This is a genomic window from uncultured Williamsia sp., from assembly GCF_947494875.1.
In the GTDB taxonomy this organism is placed as follows: domain Bacteria; phylum Actinomycetota; class Actinomycetes; order Mycobacteriales; family Mycobacteriaceae; genus Williamsia_A.
Window position 1 is genome coordinate 239,324 of sequence record NZ_CANLWM010000009.1, and the last position, 17,010, is coordinate 256,333.

Consider the following 17,010-nt stretch of genomic DNA (forward strand, 5'->3'; position numbering starts at 1 on the left):
CGTCGTGGGTGCGTGTCGTGCGGCAGGTGTCAGACCGTCGGCCACGCCCGCAGCAGCATCGCGACGTCCTCGCTGCCGCGCACGGCGAGGCGCAGATGCTCGGCGTCGAGGCCCGGGAACGTGTCACACCGTCGGACCGCCACCCCCGCGTCGGCCAGGTGCTCGCGTCGCCACATCGCCTCCGCGTCGTGGACGAGGACGAACGACGCCTGCGGATCACCGCACACGGTGACTCCGGCGTCGGTGAGCATGCGACACATCGCCGTTCGTTCGTCGCGCACCGCACGTGCCTGGGTGCGTGCGTGGTCGCGACCGGTCGGGCCGAGAGCCGCCTGAACCGCCGCGAGTTGCAGAGTCCCCACCGGCCAGTGCGGCCGAGCGACGACCATGCGCGCGACCACGTCGGGGTCACCGACGAGATACCCCGCGCGCAGGCCCGGCACCGCGAACGTCTTCGTCACCGACCGCAGCACCACGAGCCCCGGCAGCCGACGCCCGGCCACCGACTGCGGCTCGTCGACGAGTTCCCCGCCGACCTCGGCCAGGGTGACGTCGGCGAACGCCTCGTCGACGAGGACCACGCGGCCGGGTCGGCACAGCGCGACGAGCGCGTCGGCCGGGTGCAGCACCGAGGTCGGGTTGGTGGGGTTTCCGACGACCAGCAGATCGGCGTCGTCGGGGATCGCGGCGCCGGCGAGGTGCCAGGGTGGGGGCAGGACGACGCGGGTGACCCGCACCCCGGCGGCACGCAGCACCCGCTCGGGTTCGGTGAACGACGGCGCGATCACGACGGCGTGACGGGGCCGCAGCGCGGCGGCGAGAGCGAATCCCTCTGCCGCACCCGACAACACCGCGATCTCCGACTCGTCACGACCGTGGGCGCCCGCGATCGCGGCGACGGCGGCCTGTTCGTCGGCGGGTGACGGGTAGGTCGAGAGGTCGTCGACACGAGCACGCAGCACGTCGCGCAGCCACTCGGGGGTCGTACCGCGGACGTTGACGGCGAAGTCGAGCATGCCGGGGACCACGTCGCGATCACCGTGATGCGACAGCGGATCCGGCGGTGTCGTGGCGCACGGGTACCCGGGATCGCCGATGCGCGTCACTCCGGGCGTCACGACCGATCAGCCTACGGGGACAATGGGACCGTGCCCGCACCCGCCGACCCGGCCGCCCCGTCCACCGTCGTGCTGTTCGACCTCGACGGCACCATCACCGACTCCTTCGACGGCATCGCAGCGAGTTTCCGTCACGCGCTGACCGAGATCGGCGCGCCCGACCCCGACGCCGCCGTGGTGGCGGGGATCGCCGGACCACCGATGGTCGACACGTTCCGCACCCTCGGCCTCGACGACACCGCCGTCGAGGCCGCCATGTCGGCCTACCGGGATCGGTACACGACCGTCGGGTGGCGCGAGAACGCCGTCTTCCCCGGGATGGAGACGGTGGTCCGCGACCTGCGCGCCTCGGGCCGGCGCATGGCCGTGTCGACGTCGAAGAACGAGACGACCGCGCAGCGCATCCTCGAGCACTTCGGGCTCGCCGACTGCTTCGACGTGATCGCCGGGGCCAGCGACGACGGCACACGCCGCAGCAAGAGCGACGTGGTCGCCCACGCGCTGACAGCGCTCGGCATCGACACGGCGGGCGAGATCACCGACGTCGTCATCGTGGGCGATCGCTCGCACGACGTACACGGTGCGGGTGAGTTCGGGATCCCGGCCGTGTTCGTCGAGTGGGGCTATTCGCTGCCCGGCGAGGTCGACGACGCGGCGTGGTCTGTGCGCACCGTCGACGACCTGCGGTCGCTGCTCGGTCTCGCGACGGCGGGAGCGTCGGCATGAGCGACCCCGTGCACGTGACCTTCGTCTGCAGCGGCAACATCTGCCGGTCCCCCATGGCCGAGCGGATCGTGGCCGCCGCGGTGGACCGCGCCGGACTGTCCGACGCCGTGCGGATCGACAGCGCCGGCACCGGCGCCTGGCACGTCGGGGAACCCGCCGACGACCGCGCACGGGCCGAACTGCGTCGGGCCGGATACGACGACACCCACACCGCGGCGGTCCTCGGCCCCGAGCACGACGACGCCGACCTCTTCGTCGCGCTCGACGACGGTCACCGCCGGGCGCTGGCCCGCCGGGGCGACGGCGACCGTACCCGGCTGCTGCGTGAGTTCGACCCGTCGGCCGATCCCGCCGACCTCGACGTCGCCGACCCGTACTACGGCGACGCCGACGACTTCGTCACCGTCCGCGAGCAGGTGGAGGCGGCGACGCCCGGGATCGTCGACTGGATCCGCGACGAGGTCAGACGCCGTCGAAACCCGGAGCGATGAGCTGGTGCAGGAACGACATCTTCTCGAGCACCTTCGGGGGCAGCACGAACGGGTAGAGGTCCTGGTGGCCCATCGAGCGGTTGATCTGGTTCAGCGACCACGACAGCGGCAGCCAGAGCTCGATGATCTTCTCGAAACCCACCTCGCCCGGCAGGTCTGATTCCAGGGTCGCCCCCGACGGCGCCATCGCGAACGCGGCCGCGGTGTCGAGGGTGTCGCGGATGTGCAGGTAGTGGGCGAACGTCTCGGCCCAGTCCTCCGCGGGGTGCATGGTCGCGTACGACGACACGAAGTCGGACTTCCAGTCGTCCGGCGGACCCTGGTTGTAGTGGCGGTCGAGTGCGGCCTGGTAGTCGTCGTCGGGGTTTCCGAACAGTTCCTCGAAGCGCGGTCGGTGCTCGCCGTCGCCGACCAGGACCATCTGGTAGTAGTGCCCGATCTCGTGACGGAAGTGACCGATCAGCGTGCGGTAGGGCTCGTCCATCGACACGCGCAGCTGCTCGCGGTGGACGTCGTCGCCCTCGGCGAGGTCGAGGGTGATCACGCCGTTCGCGTGCCCGGTGATCACGTTCTGCGCCTCGCTGGAGAGCAGGTCGAAGGCGAGGCCGGTCTGGGGGTCCTCGTCACGCCCCCGGATCGGCAGGCCCAGCTCGTCGAGTTCGAGGATCACCCGACGCTTGGCCTTCTCGGCCTCGGCGAACTCGGGCAGCGCCACGGCGTCGTCGTCGGCGGGGCGGGTGCGCGTCAGACGGCACGACTCGCACAGTCCGTTCGGGGCGGTGTCGTCGACGAGCCAGTTGCACTTGGCGACGACGTTGTTGGCGCAGCGCTGCACCGCGGTGCCGTCGACGTCGCCGACGCCGTCCTCGCCGACGATGTGGATGATCCGCGTCGGCAGGTGGAAACCGAGCGCGTGGTCGCACTTCAGGCAGAGGGTGTTCTCGAAGGAGAGTTGCTGGCCGCAGTTGCGGCAGGTGAAATCACGCACGGTGACGCTCCGTTTCGGGGTGGTCGCGGGACCCGGAACGCCGCCGTCGTCTCGAGCGGGCGTCCGCCGTCGAGGTGCGACGGGTGTCGCGATGAGCGTAGTCGACCCATGCGTCGGTCCTGATGGGTCGTCGTCGCGGCAGGCCACGGCACCCACCACCCCGGCCCTAGTACCGTTGTGACATGCGGATCCTGCGCACCTTCGCTCGCCCGGGGTGGGTGGCGCTCGCCATCGTGGTGGTCGCGTTCGCCGCGGCGTGCTTCTACGTGCTGGCCCCATGGCAGCTCGGCAAGAACTCCCGCACCGAGCACCAGAACTCGCTGATCAAGAGCGCTGTGTCGCGGTCCGCCGCCCCGATCGACTCGGTGTGGCCCGGTCGCGGTCCGCTGCCGAAGGACTCCGAGTGGCGCGAGGTGACCGCCACGGGTCGATACCTCCCCGACGACCAGGCCGTCGTGCGGCTGCGGTCGGTCTCCGACGCTCCTGCCTACGAGGTGCTCACACCGTTCCGGCTCGACGACGGTCGCGTCTTCGTGGTGAACCGCGGGTACGTCCGGCCGGAGCAGGGCACCGCGCTGCCGTCGGTGTCCCCGGCCCCCGCCGGTTCGACGACCGTCACTGCCCGTCTGCGTGTCGGTGAGGGGACCGCACCGGGTCGCGGGCCGCGCGTCGAGGGCGGGGCGCTACAGGTCTACACGATCGATCCCGCCGTGCTCGGGCGGACGGTCGGGCTCGACACCATGCCCGCCTACCTGCAGCTCTCACCCGATCAGCCGGGCAGTCTCGGCGAACTCCCCATACCCCAGCTCGACTCCGGGCCGTACCTGTCCTACGGGCTGCAGTGGATCGCGTTCGGCGTCATGGCCCCACTGGGACTCGGGTACTTCATCGTGGCCGAGGTCCGTCATCGCCGTGCCGCGGCCGCGGCCACCAAGGGCGGTGGCACCGAGACGGGCGCCGCACCGCCGACACCCGCGGGCGGTGTCGCCGCCCGTGCCCGGCAGCGTCGTGAGGACCTCGTGTCGGCCTCGTCGTCGGGTCTCGGCAGCACGCGTGTCCGCAGTGGCATCGGGTTCGGGCCGCGCCGCGAGGAGACCTCCGCGTCGGCTCGCGAGAAGCTCACCGACCGCTACGGCGACTGACCGCCACACCGCACGCGACCACGGCCACGAGGGTCTGCACTCTGCGCGACAACACCACCGACCGATGCAGGTCCTGCACCGTCGGCGGTGGTCCGTCACCCAGACGCGGCCTGTCCTCCACCCCGTGCGGATAGACCGTGAGCCCGCCGAGCCCCGTACCCAGTGCGCCGGCGAAAGCGGCCTCGACGACACCCGCATTCGGACTCGGGTGACGGCCGGCGTCCCGACGCCACGCGGCGACCGCTCCCCTCCGGTCCGGACCGAGCGCGACGACGGCGAGTCCCGTCACCCGTGCCGGGACGATGTTGACGAGGTCGTCGAGACGGGCCGATGCCCACCCGAACCGCTGGTGGCGTTCGGACCGATAGCCGACCATCGCGTCGAGGGTGTTGGCCATCCGGTAGCCGAGCGCGCCGGGGGCACCGGCGACCGCCGCCCACACCAGCGGGCCCACCGCCGCGTCGGAGGTGTTCTCCGCCAACGACTCCACCGCCGCGCGCACCATCCCGTCCGCGTCGAGTGAGCGCGGGTCCCGGCCGCACAGGCTGGGGATCAGGTCGCGCGCGCCGTCCAGGTCGTCGGCGTCGACGAGTGTCCCGAGATCGGCGACCACCCGGGTGAGCGTGGTCCCGCCGAGGGTCGCCCACGTCGCCGCAGCGGTGGTCACGATGGTCAGCCGTGGGCCACCGCGGTCGACGAGCGCGCCCGCGGCCACGGCACCACCGACGAGGACCGCGGCGTGCACCACACCGGCGGCGCGGCTGTCGGCGTAGATGCGTCGTTCCAGCGCCGCCGCTACGGTGCCCATCCCGGCGACGGGGTGCAGTCGACGCGGGTCGCCGAGGGCCCGGTCGGCGACGACACCGAGCGCGATGCCCACGGCGCGTGCGGCGGGTCGTCGGATCACGTCGACCACCCTGCCAGGCGGGGCCGCGCACGGCGCCGGCGCGCGCACCGTGACAGGGTCGGGACGTGGCCCGACAGCGATCGCGGCGCCGACCCGCGGTGGGTGGCGCCCCCGACGACATCGCCGGGACGTACCCGATAGACACGGGCACCGCGGTCATCACCACCGACATCGACGGGCAGGGCTGGCTGCTCGAGGTGAACGGAGTGCAGAGCTCGCACGTCGCCGCCGATCCGACACGCCTGGACTTCGAGTACATGCGGTGGATCGCAGCGGTCGTCGCCGACCGACTCGATCTCGACGAGCCCCTGCGGGCCCTGCACCTCGGCGCGGCCGGGTGCGCACTCCCCCGCCACCTCGCCGCGGTCGCGCCGGCGTCGCGGCATGTCGCGGTGGAGATCGACGCTGCTCTGGCCGACCTCGTGCGGGCCCGGTTCGACATCCCGCGGGCGCCGATCGTGCGCCTGCGTGTGGGCGACGCCCGGACGGTCACCGAGGGTCTCACCCCGGACAGCCGCGACCTCGTCGTCGTCGACGTCTTCGCCGGTGCCCGGACACCGGCCCACCTGACGACGGTCGAGTTCGTCGACGCGGTCCACCGCGTGCTACGACCCGGCGGGCTGGTCGTGATGAACATCGCCGACACCCGCGACCTCGCCTACGCACGACGTCAGATCGCCACGGTCGCCGACCGTTTCGAGCACCTGATGCTCGTCGCCGACCCGGCGATGCTCAAGGGCCGCCGCTACGGCAACGTCGTCGTCGCCGCCTCGGACGAGCCCCTGCCCGCCTCGCCCGCGTTGGTGCGAGACCTGCTCGTCGACGCCGTACCGGCGTCGGTCCGGGAGGGCGCGGCCGTGCACGCCTTCATCGCGGGCGCCCGGCCGTACACCGACGCCGATCCGCCGACCGACCGGGGCACGCCCCTGATCCCCGTGTGACGTCACCCGTCACGACTCGTCGAGCAGCGCCTTCTTGGTGACCTTGCCCATCGCGTTGCGGGGCAGGTCGTCGACGAAGCGGACCACCCGCGGACGCTTGTGGTCGGAGAGCTGTTCGGCCACATGACCGATGAGCGACTCGGCGAGGTCGTCGCCGGCGTCGTACCCCGATGCGGTGACGACCGCCGCGACGATGCGCTGTCCGAGATCGTCGTCGGGCACACCGACCACGGCGACCTCGGCGACGGCGTCGTGGTCGAGCAGACAGCTCTCGATCTCGCCGGCACCGACGCGGAAACCGCCCGTCTTGATGAGGTCGGTCGACAGACGACCGACGATCCGGTGCATCCCGTCGGCGTCGATCACGGCGGCGTCACCGGTCGCGAACCACCCACCGGGAAGCCATGACTCGGCCGTCGCCTCCGGCCTCCCGTGGTAGCCGACGCCCAGCATCGGACCCCGGACCAGCAACTCCCCGATCGTCTCGCCGTCGTGCGGCAGATCGTCACCGCCGGTGCCCCCGGACTCCGGGTCCGGACGGAGCATCGTCTCGACCCCGTCGAGCGGCAGGCCGACCCAGCCGGCGCGGCGTTCACCGTCGACACGCGCACTGAGGGTGATGAGGGTCTCGGTGCTGCCGTACCGTTCCACGATCTCGTGGCCGGTCAGATCGGCGATGCGCCGGAACACCGACTCCGGCAGCGGCGCACTGCCGGAGACCAGCAGGCGCGCACCGGCGAGGCTGCGCGCACTGTCCTCGTCGGCGGCGATCCGCGACCACACCGTGGGGACGCCGAAGTACATCGTCCCGTCCGTCCGGGCGTACGCCTCCGGCGTCGGGCGCCCGGTGTGGACCAGCCGACCCCCGAGTCGCAGCGGCCCGAGCACACCGAGCACGAGTCCGTGCACGTGGAACAGCGGCAGGCCGTGCACCAGGACGTCGGACGCAGTCCACCGCCAGGCCGCGGCGAGCGCGTCGAGACCCGCCGCGATCGAGCCGTGCGTGCTGACAACACCTTTCGGCGCGCCCGTGGTGCCCGAGGTGTAGAGGATCATCGCCGGATGGTCCGCCGGCGGGCGCGGATGCGAGTGCCACGACCGGGCGTAGAGACGCACCGGCAGATGCGGGAGACCACACGCCTCGGCCGGTTCAGGACCCAGCCAGCCCTGCGCGCCGGAGTCGTCGAGGACGTGGCGGCGTTCGGCGATGCCGGAGTCCGGTGGGACGGGGACGACGACCACGCCCGCCATCAACGCTCCCACCACGGCGATCACCGTGGCCATCGACGGCGTCGCCTCCACCGCGACCACGCGGACGCCCCCGAGACGTTCGGCGGCCGCGATCGCCGCGCCCGCCACGTCGGCTCGTGAGAAGGACAGACCGTCGACGGCGACCGTGTCGGGGACGTCGGACGCCGCGGCGACCGCGGACGGTGTCAGCAGCGGGAACAGCACCCGCCCACTGTCGCACAGACGGCGGCGGTCACCGCGGGGCACAGATGTGGGCGGCGCTACGGTCGTGGACGTGCGCACCCTGGGAGTCGACCTCGCGGCCGAGCCGACCAAGTCCGCGCTCGCGGTGCTGCGGTGGCGGTCGGGGCGCGCGGAGGTGGAGCGGATCACGCTCGGCGCCACGGACTCCGACATCGTCGCGGCCGCCGCGGGGTGCGATCGGGTCGGGATCGACGCGCCGTTCGGCTGGCCCGACCAGTTCGTCCGGTTCGTGACGGCACACCACGCCCTGGGCGACCCGGACACGGCGGTCACCGGTGCCGACCGCGTCCCGCCCGCGGCCTCGGACACCCGGGACGCCCGGGCGGGTCTCGTCCGTCGCATGACCGACGACAGGGTCCGGGAGCGGACGCGCCTGATCCCGCTGAGCGTCTCGGCCGATCTCATCGCGCACGTGGCGATGCGGTGCGTCGGACTGCTGCGGGCCCTGGACGTGATGGACCGGGTCGACGGGCCTGTGGTCGAGGCCTATCCCGCGGCCGCACTGCGCGTCTGGGGACTCGACCACCGCGGGTACAAGGGTCCGGCCAAGGCCGCGGTCCTCGACGCACTGGTCGACGAGGTGCGCGTGCGGGCCCCGTGGTTGGACCTCGGAGTCTCGGAGGCCGCGATCCGCGCCAGCGACGACGTCTTCGACGCGGTCGTCGCGGCCTGCATCGCGCGCGCCGCGGCGCTGGGGCGAACCCACCTGCCCGAGGGCGACGACGCCGTGCTCGCGCGGCGCGAGGGCTGGATCCACCTGCCCTCGGCGGATCTGGAGGGACTCGTGGTCGGGTGACGGCCGCGACGCGTCAGCGACGCGCCGGGATGCCCGCCGTCCGTGTGACGTCGAGGTAGATGCCCCGCTGCGCCGGACGCAGCGGCGGGATGAGCTGCGGCAGCCAGCCGTCGAGCTGCGTGGTGGCCCCCACGACCGGCAGGCCCGCCATCGTGAAGTCGGCCGCGGCGCGACGCACGTGGTCGGCGCTGGACACCAGTACCGCGTTGCCGAGCCCCCGGGAGCGGGCGATCGCGGCGGAGTTCAGCGCGTTCTGCACCGTCGACCCCGAGCGGTCCTCGACGACGATCCGCGACGCGGGGATCCCGCGCCCCACCAACCAGTCCCGCATCGCGGCGGCCTCGGTGGTGCCCGCGTGTGGCGCGCCACCGCTGACGATGATCGTCGACCACGGCGCCGCGACGGCCTGCAGCCACGCAGCACCCAGCCGCGACACCAGCTCGTCGCGCAGCGACCCGTCGGGCATCAGTCCGTAGCCGAGCACGACGATCGCCGTCTGCGGTCCGATGATGCCCGGCAACGGGTTCGGGATCGTGCCGATGCCGGCGCCGATCGCACCGAACATGCGCCCGACGGTCCCCGCCATCGCCGGGGACACCGCGCCGAGACGGTTGAGGGCGTTCTGTCGGGTGATCAGGTCGAGGGTGAAGTCCGACCACACCGCCTGCAAGGCGAGGGCCTGCGCGTCGTTCGGGGCCACCCGCAGGAGCGCCGCGAGGTCGCCCAGACCGCCCGGCACGTCCCCAGCGGTGAACTTTCCCTGCGCCGAGTTGAACAGCGTCGTGGTCGGTGGCGCTGCGCTCGCCGGCGCGGCCACCGTCGCCTGAAGGGCGCCCACACCGGCGCCGAGGGCGACGACAGTGGTCGCCGCCGCGATGGCCCGTCGAAACCGCAGGAACACCATGCCGACCCCTCGTGAGACTCATGAGACACAGCGAGACTAACGATGCTCGTGCGGCCGATGAGCACAGATGGGACACGAGACCGTCTCAGCACGATCACCCCACGGCGTGTCGCGCCATCTGCACACACCGGCCATCGTCTGCACCTCCGCGGCATTGCGGACCGGAACTGACCGCGTTGGATGCCAGGATGACCGCATGCCGATCGAATCGTCCGCACGACTCCTCTCGCTGCTGTCGCTGCTGCAGATGCGCCAGGAGTGGTCGGGCGCCGATCTCGCCCACCGACTGGCGGTGACGCCCCGCACCGTCCGCCGTGACGTGGACCGGTTGCGGACGCTCGGCTACCCCGTCGATGCGACAGTCGGCGTCGGGGGTGGCTACCGGCTCGGCGCGGGCGCGGAGATGCCGCCGCTGCTCCTCGACGACGCCGAGGTCCTCGCCGTCGCGGTCGCTCTCCAGTCCGGGGCGACGCGATCGGTGACCGGGCTCGACGACGCCGCAACGGGTGCGTTGTCGAAGCTGCGCCAGGTGATGCCGTCCCGGCTTCGACACCGCCTGGACGCGTTGACCGTCGAGACCGTCGAGGGCCCCGTCCCCCGGTCGTCGGTGGACGCGGCCACTCTGTCCGACATCGCCCTCGCGTGCCATCGCACCGAGCGACTGCGCTTCGACTACAGCAGCCGCACCGGCGAGGAGTCCCGGCGTGAGTGCGAGCCCTACCGGCTCGTACGCAACGGGACCCGCTGGTACCTGCTCGCCTGGGACATCGGCCGCGACGACTGGCGCACCTTCCGCGTCGACCGCATGACCCCGAAGACGCCGACCGGCCCGCGCTTCGCGGCGCGAGAACTTCCCGATGGCGGCGCCGCGGCGTTCGTCGCGGCGAGCATCGGGTCGGCGATGCGGTCGGTCACCGCGCGGGTGCGCATCCACGCACCCGTGCAGGACGTCGAGTCGATGGTCTACCCGGAATGGGGCGTCATCGAGGCCGGCGACGAGAACAGTTGCGAGATCGCGTTGTTCGGCTCGTCACTGGATTCCATCGCGTGGTGGTTGCACCGGTTCGACGCCGACTTCACCGTCCTGGCACCCGAACCCCTGCGCGCGTTGTGTCTCGACCAGGCCCGCGCACACGACCACATCGCCGAGCGCTATCGCACCGCGAGCAGACCACTCGACGCCTGAGGTGCGCGCAGAGGGATTTGAACCCCCGACCGCTGGTGTGTAAGACCAGAGCTCTGACCGCTGAGCTATACGCGCAGGCGGCGTGGGTCGCGACCGCACGCCGAGGAACGAATGTAGTGCCGTGGGCGTCGTGACGGGAAATCCTCGCCGAGGAGGACTCAGTCGCTCAGCTCGGCGAGCACGCGCGTCCACACGGTGTCGTCGCGCATCTCGCCCGGACCCACCATCTGCGAGTACGTGATGGTGCCCTCGAGGTCGACCACGAAGGTGCCGCGGTTGGCGTAGCCGCTACGGGGGTTGAACACCCCGTACTCCATGGCCGTCGCACCGTGCGGCCAGAAGTCGGACAGGATCGGGAACAGGAACCCCTGCAGCGACGACCACACCTTGTGCGTGGGCGGCGGTCCGACGGACACCGCCAGCAGCACCGACCGGTCGTTCTCGAACTCGGGCAGATGGTCGCGGAGATAACCGAGTTCGCCTTCGCAGGTCCCGGTGAAGGCGAGCGGGAAGAACACGAGGACCGCGCGCTTCTCGCCTCGGAACGAACTGAGGCAGACACGCTGGTTGTTCTGGTCCCGCAACGCGAAGTCGGGGGCGAGAGTGCCCGGCTCGAGGGGACCCGCCGGGGACGGATTGGTCTGTTCGGTCGACGCCGGCAAGGGAGAGTCGAGCGTCATTTACGCGGCGCGCGAGCCTTGGGCTGCACCAGCCGGGAACCCGACCAGTCCCCGAGGTTCATCGCCGAGGTCTGGGTGAGGCCGGCCGTCGGTGCGGCCTCGGCGATCTCCGCGGGATCGACGTATCCGTCGGTACCGGTCTTCGGCGAGAACACCCAGACGTACCCGTCGTCGGCCAGCGGACCGATCGCGTCCATCAGAGCGTCGACCAGGTCGCCGTCGGACTCGCGCCACCAGAGGATGACGACGTCCATCACCTCGTCGGAGTCCTCGTCGAGCAGATCGCCGCCGATGAGCTCCTCGATGTCCGCGCGCAGGTCGTCGTCGGTGTCCTCGTCCCACCCGAGTTCCTGAACCACCATGCCCGAGCTGAACCCGAGCGCCTCGGCCCGATTGTCGTGCGCGGCAACCACCGCGGGAGACCTCCTCTGTCGGCACACGTCGTGCGGCCGCCGGACAGGTCCGACGGTTGTGACCAGACAACAGTGTGTCCGGCCAACATGCAAGCCGGGGCACGGTGCCGACGTGGGCGTGTGCTGCGACGTTTCTCGCCGGGTCGGGGGTTCAGCGCGGCGCGGCGCCCGACGGGGTGGGCGTCGCGGATCCGGACGAGCCCGCCGCGGCACCGGCCGAGAACGGCCTGCACGTGCCCAGCAGCCCGTCGCGGGCCTGCAGGAAACCACCCGACGCGGCGTTCAGCTCGCCACGGCCCTTCGCGCGGACCACGCCGGCCAGCGCCCCGGATCGGTCGGCGAGCGTCGTCGCGGCCGCGCGGACCGCGTCGCTCGTCGCCGGGCTGAGCGCCCTGCGGATCTCCGCGACGCCACGGTCGAGTGCGGCCACGGCCACCAGGTCCTTGCCCTGCAGCGCGCCATAGTTCTGGGTGGCGTTCAGCGCGGTGACGAACACGTTGTAGGCCGACAGCATCTGCCCGGCCGCGGTGGTCGACGTCGAGCACACCGCGTAGTCGGCGTCGGTCCGTTCCTTCTCCGCCGACGCCGCGGCCGACGACGACTCGGCGGCCCGGTAGGCCCCGACGTCGGACGGGTCCACCCGTGCGGAACCGGTCACCGCATCAGAGCACCCCACGACGGCGACGGTCACCATCGCGAGCACCGACACCGCGGCGAGTCGCGCGGTGGTGCGGCGATGGGCGGCTGTCGACACAGGTGCGCATCCTGCCGCAGCGCCGCGGCACGCGACAACATGGCGGATGCCACGTCCGCGGACCGGGGGGAATGTGTGCCGGGCCGCGTCACATGCGGCACGATTGGTGACGTACCTCGCTCCGACCCACCGGTCGAGCGCGGGGTCGACGGAGGTCGGCACACCCCTGCCGGCCCACACGCACCACGACCGGCACACCACCGCCGTGAGGACACGAGGAGCCCACCACCAGTGACACAGCAGATCAGCCCGGCATCGTCGACCTCCGGCAGCGACCGGGTCCGGGTCATCCGGGAGGGGGTCGCGTCCTACCTCCCGGACATCGACCCGCAGGAGACCGACGAGTGGCTCGCCTCGTTCGACGGGTTGCTGGAGAACGCCGGCCCGGGCCGCGCGCGCTACCTGCTGCTGCGGATGCTCGAGCGCGCGAGCGAGCGCCGCGTGTCCATCCCGGCGCTCACCTCGACCGACTACGTCAACACCATCCCCACCGAGAGCGAGCCCTGGTTCCCCGGTGACGAGGAGGTCGAACGCCGGTTCCGCGCGTTCATCCGGTGGAACGCCGCGATCATGGTCCACCGCGCGCAGCGCCCCGGTGTGGGCGTCGGCGGGCACATCTCCACCTATGCGTCCTCGGCCGCGTTGTACGAGGTCGGCTTCAACCACTTCTTCCGCGGCCAGGACCACTCCGGTGGCGGCGACCAGATCTACATCCAGGGCCACGCCTCTCCCGGCATCTACGCGCGCGCGTTCCTCGAGGGCCGGATCGACGAGGCCCGGATGGACGGGTTCCGCCAGGAGCACAGCCACGCCGGCGAGGGCGGCGGTCTGCCGTCCTACCCGCACCCCCGCCTGATGCCCGACTTCTGGCAGTTCCCGACCGTCTCGATGGGCCTCGGCCCGATGAACGCGATCTACCAGGCGCGCTTCAACCACTACCTGCACGACCGCGGCATCAAGGACACCTCCGAGCAGCACGTGTGGGCGTTCCTCGGCGACGGCGAGATGGACGAGCCGGAATCGCGCGGTCTCGCGCACGTGGCCGCGACGGAAGGTCTCGACAACCTCACCTTCGTCATCAACTGCAACCTGCAGCGTCTCGACGGGCCGGTGCGGGGCAACGGCAAGATCATCCAGGAGCTCGAGTCGTTCTTCCGGGGCGCGGGCTGGAACGTCATCAAGGTGGTGTGGGGCCGCGAATGGGACGCCCTGCTGCACGCCGACCGTGACGGCGCGCTGGTCAACCTGATGAACACCACCCCCGACGGCGACTTCCAGACCTACAAGGCCAACGACGGCGCGTTCGTCCGCGAGCACTTCTTCGGTCGCGATCCGCGGACCAAGGAGCTGGTCAAGAACCTCGACGACGCGCAGATCTGGAACCTCAAGCGGGGCGGGCACGACTACCGCAAGGTGCACGCGGCGTACGCGTCGGCGATGTCGCACAAGGGCCAGCCGACGGTGATCCTGGCCCACACCATCAAGGGCTACACGCTGGGCAAGCACTTCGAGGGCCGCAACGCCACGCACCAGATGAAGAAGCTGACGCTGGAGGACCTCAAGGACTTCCGCGACTCGACCCGTATCCCCATCAGCGACAAGGAGCTGGAGAAGGACCCGTACCTCCCGCCGTACTACCACCCCGGGATGGACGCGCCGGAGATCCAGTACATGCTCGACCGGCGCAAGACGCTCGGCGGGTTCCTCCCCCGTCGCCGCACCACCAGCAAGACGCTCACGGTGGACCCCAAGCCGATCATCAAGACCGCGGCGAAGGGCTCCGGCAAGCAGCAGGTCGCGACGACGATGGCGCTGGTCCGCATCTTCAAGGAGCTGATGCGCGACAAGGAGATCGGGAAGCGCGTGGTGCCGATCATCCCCGACGAGGCACGCACGTTCGGCATGGACTCGTGGTTCCCGTCGCTGAAGATCTACAACCGCAACGGGCAGCTCTACACCTCCGTCGACGCCGACCTGATGCTCGCCTACAAGGAGAGCGAGAGCGGTCAGATCCTGCACGAGGGCATCAACGAGGCGGGCTCGACGGCATCGTTCACCGCGGTGGGCACGTCCTATGCGACCCACGACGAGCCGATGATCCCGCTCTACATCTTCTACTCGATGTTCGGGTTCCAGCGGACCGGTGACGGCCTGTGGGCCGCCGCCGACCAGATGGCCCGCGGCTTCGTGCTCGGCGCGACCGCCGGGCGCACCACCCTGACCGGTGAGGGTCTCCAGCACGCCGACGGGCACTCGCTGCTGCTCGCGGCGTCCAACCCCGCCGTGGTGGCGTACGACCCGGCCTACGCCTACGAGATGGCCCACATCGTCGTCGACGGACTGCGTCGGATGTACGGCGAGGACCCGGAGAACGTCTACTACTACATCACCGTCTACAACGAGCCGATCGTGCAGCCGCCGCAGCCCGACGACCTCGACGTCGAGGGTGTGCTCAAGGGCATCTACCGCTGCCATCCGGCTGCCGGTGAGAAGCAGTACCCCGCCAACATCCTGGTCTCGGGCGTCACGATGTCCGACGCCGTGAGGGCGCAGGAGATGCTGGCCGACGAGTGGGACGTCGCGGCCGACGTGTGGTCGGTGACGTCGTGGAACGAGCTCGCGCGTGAGGGTGTCGACCACGAGCGCGCGGTGCTGCGTGATCCCGACGGGGAGCACGGCGACCCGTACGTGACGCAGGCGCTCGCGCAGTCGCTGGGGCCGTTCGTCGCCGTCAGCGACTTCATGCGCGCGGTGCCCGAGCAGATCCGCGCGTGGGTGCCGGGCACCTACCTGACCCTGGGCACGGACGGCTTCGGGTTCTCCGACACCCGACCGGCGGCGCGACGGTTCTTCAACGTCGACGGCGAGTCGATCGTCGTCGCGACGCTGTTGGCGCTGGCCCGCGAGGGACACATCGACCACTCCGTCGCGGCGAAGGCGGCCGAGAAGTACGCCATCACCGACGTTCTCGCGGCGCCGGAGCAGACGAGCGATCCCGGCGTGGCGTGAGGACCGCTCGCACCGAGCACGCACCTGGTTCGTGATCACGAACCTCGTCGTGTCCAGCGTGAACAACGTCTCGCCACCGGGACCGGCATCTAGTGTGTCCTGGTGAGCGAGACCTCGTCGGCGTCGACCGATCATCCACCGGGCGATCCGCTCAGCGCCCAGGGCGCCCGGGTCCCGGCACCGGCGGACGTGCACGCGGCGCTGCCGGACACGCTGCTCAAGCGGGTGAAGCAGTACAGCGGTCGGCTGGCCACCGAGGCCGTGCACTCGATGACCGACCAGCTGCCGTACTTCGGGGATCTCGAGGCGCAGCAGCGGGCGTCGGTGCAGCTGGTCGTGCAGACCGCGGTGGTCAACTTCGTCGAGTGGCTGCAGGACCCGGAGGGCAACCTCAAGTTCACCGTCCAGGCGTTCCAGGCGGTACCGCAGGACCTCGCCCGCCGGATCACCCTGCTCCAGTCGGTCGAGATGGTGCGCGTCGCGATGGAGTTCTTCGAGAAGTGGCTGCCGCTGCTCGCCCGCAACGACGCGCAACTGCGGGCGCTGACCGAGGCGGTGCTCCGGTACGGCCGCGAGATCGGTTTCGCCGCCGCCGCCATCTATGCCTCGGCCGCCGAGTCGCGCGGTGCGTGGGACTCGCGGCTCGAGGCACTCGTCGTCGACGCTGTCGTCCGTGGCGACACCGGCCCGACGCTGCTGTCCCGCGCGGCCGCCCTCAACTGGGACGCCGACGCGACCGCGACCGTCGTCGTCGGCTACCCGCCCCCCGAACAGAACGTGTCGGTGCCGCTGGCGATCCACACGACTGCCCGTAGACACGACCGGGCCGCGCTCTCGGTGGTGCAGGGGACGCTGCTGGTCGCGATCCTGAGCGGGGACATGTCATCGGGTGACGCCTTCGTCCAGGATCTGCTGACGCACTTCGCCGAGGGTCCCGTCGTCATCGGTCACACGACCCCGAACCTGGGAACCGCGCACGGCTCGGCGGCGGAGGCCCTCGCCGGGATGGAGGCGGTCGCGGGATGGCCCGGGGCGCCCCGGCCGGTGCACAGCTGGGAACTGCTCCCCGAGCGGGCGCTTCTCGGGGACGCGGCCGCAGTCCGGACCCTGAACGATTTCCTGGTAACACCACTGGGCAAGGGGGGCGACACACTCACCAGCACCCTGGACGCCTACCTGGACTCCGGGGGGTCCGTGGAGTCGTGCGCGCGGGAACTGTTCGTTCACCCGAATACTGTCAGATATCGACTAAAACGCATCGCCGAGGTGACCGGTCGGGACCCGACCAACCCCCGCGACGCGTACGTCCTCCGAGTGGCCGCGACGGTCGGTCGGCTAGCACGGGACCGACACAGAACGTTGACTTGAACACCACGAGTAACATGAGTCACAATTTGGTGGAGTTTTTCATACGCATCCGAGATCGGGACTGTTCTTTATCACGAGTTGCAAGTCGATGAC

16 protein-coding genes and 1 tRNA gene are annotated in these 17,010 nt (G+C 71.1%); 8 read left to right on the plus strand and 9 right to left on the minus strand.

What is annotated here, in order from left to right:
- Window positions 1-29: 29 nt before the first annotated feature.
- Window positions 30-1,118, minus strand: coding sequence for an Rv2231c family pyridoxal phosphate-dependent protein CobC (cobC, locus tag Q1A98_RS20665; protein ID WP_299576978.1), 1,089 nt, complete (start codon window positions 1,116-1,118; stop codon window positions 30-32).
- Between the two features lie 30 nt (window positions 1,119-1,148).
- Between cobC and Q1A98_RS20670 the strand changes: the two genes are divergently transcribed.
- Together Q1A98_RS20670 and Q1A98_RS20675 are read left to right on the plus strand one after the other, a co-directional pair.
- The gene (locus Q1A98_RS20670; protein WP_299576980.1) at window positions 1,149-1,844 is read left to right on the plus strand and encodes an HAD hydrolase-like protein; all 696 of its coding nucleotides are present in this window, start codon (window positions 1,149-1,151) and stop codon (window positions 1,842-1,844) included.
- Window positions 1,841-2,335: a low molecular weight protein-tyrosine-phosphatase gene (locus tag Q1A98_RS20675; RefSeq protein WP_299576982.1), complete on the plus strand. Its 495-nt coding sequence runs from the start codon at window positions 1,841-1,843 to the stop codon at window positions 2,333-2,335. The genes Q1A98_RS20670 and Q1A98_RS20675 overlap by 4 nt, the downstream gene beginning before the upstream one ends.
- On the opposite strand, the gene Q1A98_RS20680 is transcribed toward Q1A98_RS20675, so the two are convergent.
- Window positions 2,307-3,323, minus strand: coding sequence for a putative zinc-binding metallopeptidase (locus tag Q1A98_RS20680; RefSeq protein ID WP_299576985.1), 1,017 nt, complete (start codon window positions 3,321-3,323; stop codon window positions 2,307-2,309). The two genes, Q1A98_RS20675 and Q1A98_RS20680, sit on opposite strands and share 29 nt — an antisense overlap.
- Window positions 3,324-3,505: 182 nt before the next feature.
- Between Q1A98_RS20680 and Q1A98_RS20685 the strand changes: the two genes are divergently transcribed.
- Window positions 3,506-4,465: an SURF1 family protein gene (locus Q1A98_RS20685; protein WP_299576987.1), complete on the plus strand. Its 960-nt coding sequence runs from the start codon at window positions 3,506-3,508 to the stop codon at window positions 4,463-4,465.
- On the opposite strand, the gene Q1A98_RS20690 is transcribed toward Q1A98_RS20685, so the two are convergent.
- Complete coding sequence (locus Q1A98_RS20690) at window positions 4,443-5,369, minus strand: cobalamin biosynthesis protein (RefSeq protein ID WP_299577067.1); 927 nt, start codon at window positions 5,367-5,369, stop codon at window positions 4,443-4,445. The genes Q1A98_RS20685 and Q1A98_RS20690 overlap by 23 nt on opposite strands.
- A 68-nt stretch (window positions 5,370-5,437) precedes the next feature.
- On the opposite strand from Q1A98_RS20690, the gene Q1A98_RS20695 reads away from it, so the two are divergent.
- Window positions 5,438-6,313, plus strand: a complete 876-nt coding sequence (locus Q1A98_RS20695) for a spermidine synthase (protein WP_299576989.1) — start codon at window positions 5,438-5,440, stop codon at window positions 6,311-6,313.
- A gap of 9 nt (window positions 6,314-6,322) precedes the next feature.
- On the opposite strand, the gene Q1A98_RS20700 is transcribed toward Q1A98_RS20695, so the two are convergent.
- The gene (locus tag Q1A98_RS20700; protein ID WP_299576990.1) at window positions 6,323-7,768 is read right to left on the minus strand and encodes an acyl-CoA synthetase; all 1,446 of its coding nucleotides are present in this window, start codon (window positions 7,766-7,768) and stop codon (window positions 6,323-6,325) included.
- Window positions 7,769-7,838: 70 nt separating this feature from the next.
- Between Q1A98_RS20700 and Q1A98_RS20705 the strand changes: the two genes are divergently transcribed.
- A complete protein-coding gene (locus Q1A98_RS20705; RefSeq protein ID WP_299576992.1) occupies window positions 7,839-8,603 on the plus strand; it encodes a DUF429 domain-containing protein in 765 nt (254 codons plus the stop codon).
- Between the two features lie 13 nt (window positions 8,604-8,616).
- Here the strand turns inward: Q1A98_RS20705 and Q1A98_RS20710 are convergent, their stop codons facing one another.
- Complete coding sequence (locus tag Q1A98_RS20710) at window positions 8,617-9,507, minus strand: YdcF family protein (protein ID WP_299576994.1); 891 nt, start codon at window positions 9,505-9,507, stop codon at window positions 8,617-8,619.
- A 196-nt stretch (window positions 9,508-9,703) separates the two neighbouring features.
- Here Q1A98_RS20710 and Q1A98_RS20715 point away from each other — a divergent pair, with 196 nt between their 5' ends.
- Complete coding sequence (locus Q1A98_RS20715) at window positions 9,704-10,693, plus strand: YafY family protein (protein ID WP_299576996.1); 990 nt, start codon at window positions 9,704-9,706, stop codon at window positions 10,691-10,693.
- A 2-nt stretch (window positions 10,694-10,695) separates the two neighbouring features.
- Here Q1A98_RS20715 and Q1A98_RS20720 read toward each other — a convergent pair.
- The 4 genes from Q1A98_RS20720 to Q1A98_RS20735 all read right to left on the minus strand — a co-directional run bounded on the left by Q1A98_RS20720 (window position 10,696) and on the right by Q1A98_RS20735 (window position 12,540).
- Window positions 10,696-10,768: transfer RNA gene (locus Q1A98_RS20720), tRNA-Val, on the minus strand.
- A gap of 83 nt (window positions 10,769-10,851) precedes the next feature.
- Complete coding sequence (locus Q1A98_RS20725; RefSeq protein WP_299576998.1) at window positions 10,852-11,373, minus strand: peroxiredoxin; 522 nt, start codon at window positions 11,371-11,373, stop codon at window positions 10,852-10,854.
- The gene (locus tag Q1A98_RS20730; protein WP_299577000.1) at window positions 11,370-11,786 is read right to left on the minus strand and encodes a DUF3052 domain-containing protein; all 417 of its coding nucleotides are present in this window, start codon (window positions 11,784-11,786) and stop codon (window positions 11,370-11,372) included. Before Q1A98_RS20730 ends, Q1A98_RS20725 begins: the two co-directional genes overlap by 4 nt.
- 151 nt (window positions 11,787-11,937) lie before the next feature.
- Window positions 11,938-12,540: a hypothetical protein gene (locus Q1A98_RS20735; protein ID WP_299577002.1), complete on the minus strand. Its 603-nt coding sequence runs from the start codon at window positions 12,538-12,540 to the stop codon at window positions 11,938-11,940.
- A gap of 231 nt (window positions 12,541-12,771) precedes the next feature.
- On the opposite strand from Q1A98_RS20735, the gene aceE reads away from it, so the two are divergent.
- Window positions 12,772-15,549 (plus strand): pyruvate dehydrogenase (acetyl-transferring), homodimeric type, encoded by a 2,778-nt coding sequence (aceE, locus tag Q1A98_RS20740; RefSeq protein WP_299577004.1) that lies wholly within the window; start codon window positions 12,772-12,774, stop codon window positions 15,547-15,549.
- Window positions 15,550-15,651: 102 nt separating this feature from the next.
- On the plus strand, window positions 15,652-16,917 hold the full coding sequence (locus Q1A98_RS20745) for a helix-turn-helix domain-containing protein (RefSeq protein ID WP_299577006.1): 1,266 nt from the start codon (window positions 15,652-15,654) through the stop codon (window positions 16,915-16,917).
- The last annotated feature ends 93 nt before the right edge of the window (window positions 16,918-17,010 follow it).

Excerpts from the sequence above, each read along its gene's own strand:
- Q1A98_RS20675 (WP_299576982.1), top strand. The coding sequence starts at position 1,841 with ATGAGCGACCCCGTGCACGTGACCTTCGTCTGCAGCGGCAACATCTGC.
- Q1A98_RS20685 (WP_299576987.1), top strand. The coding sequence starts at position 3,506 with ATGCGGATCCTGCGCACCTTCGCTCGCCCGGGGTGGGTGGCGCTCGCC.
- Q1A98_RS20710 (WP_299576994.1), bottom strand. The coding sequence starts at position 9,507 with ATGGTGTTCCTGCGGTTTCGACGGGCCATCGCGGCGGCGACCACTGTC.
- Q1A98_RS20715 (WP_299576996.1), top strand. The coding sequence starts at position 9,704 with ATGCCGATCGAATCGTCCGCACGACTCCTCTCGCTGCTGTCGCTGCTG.
- Q1A98_RS20725 (WP_299576998.1), bottom strand. The coding sequence starts at position 11,373 with ATGACGCTCGACTCTCCCTTGCCGGCGTCGACCGAACAGACCAATCCG.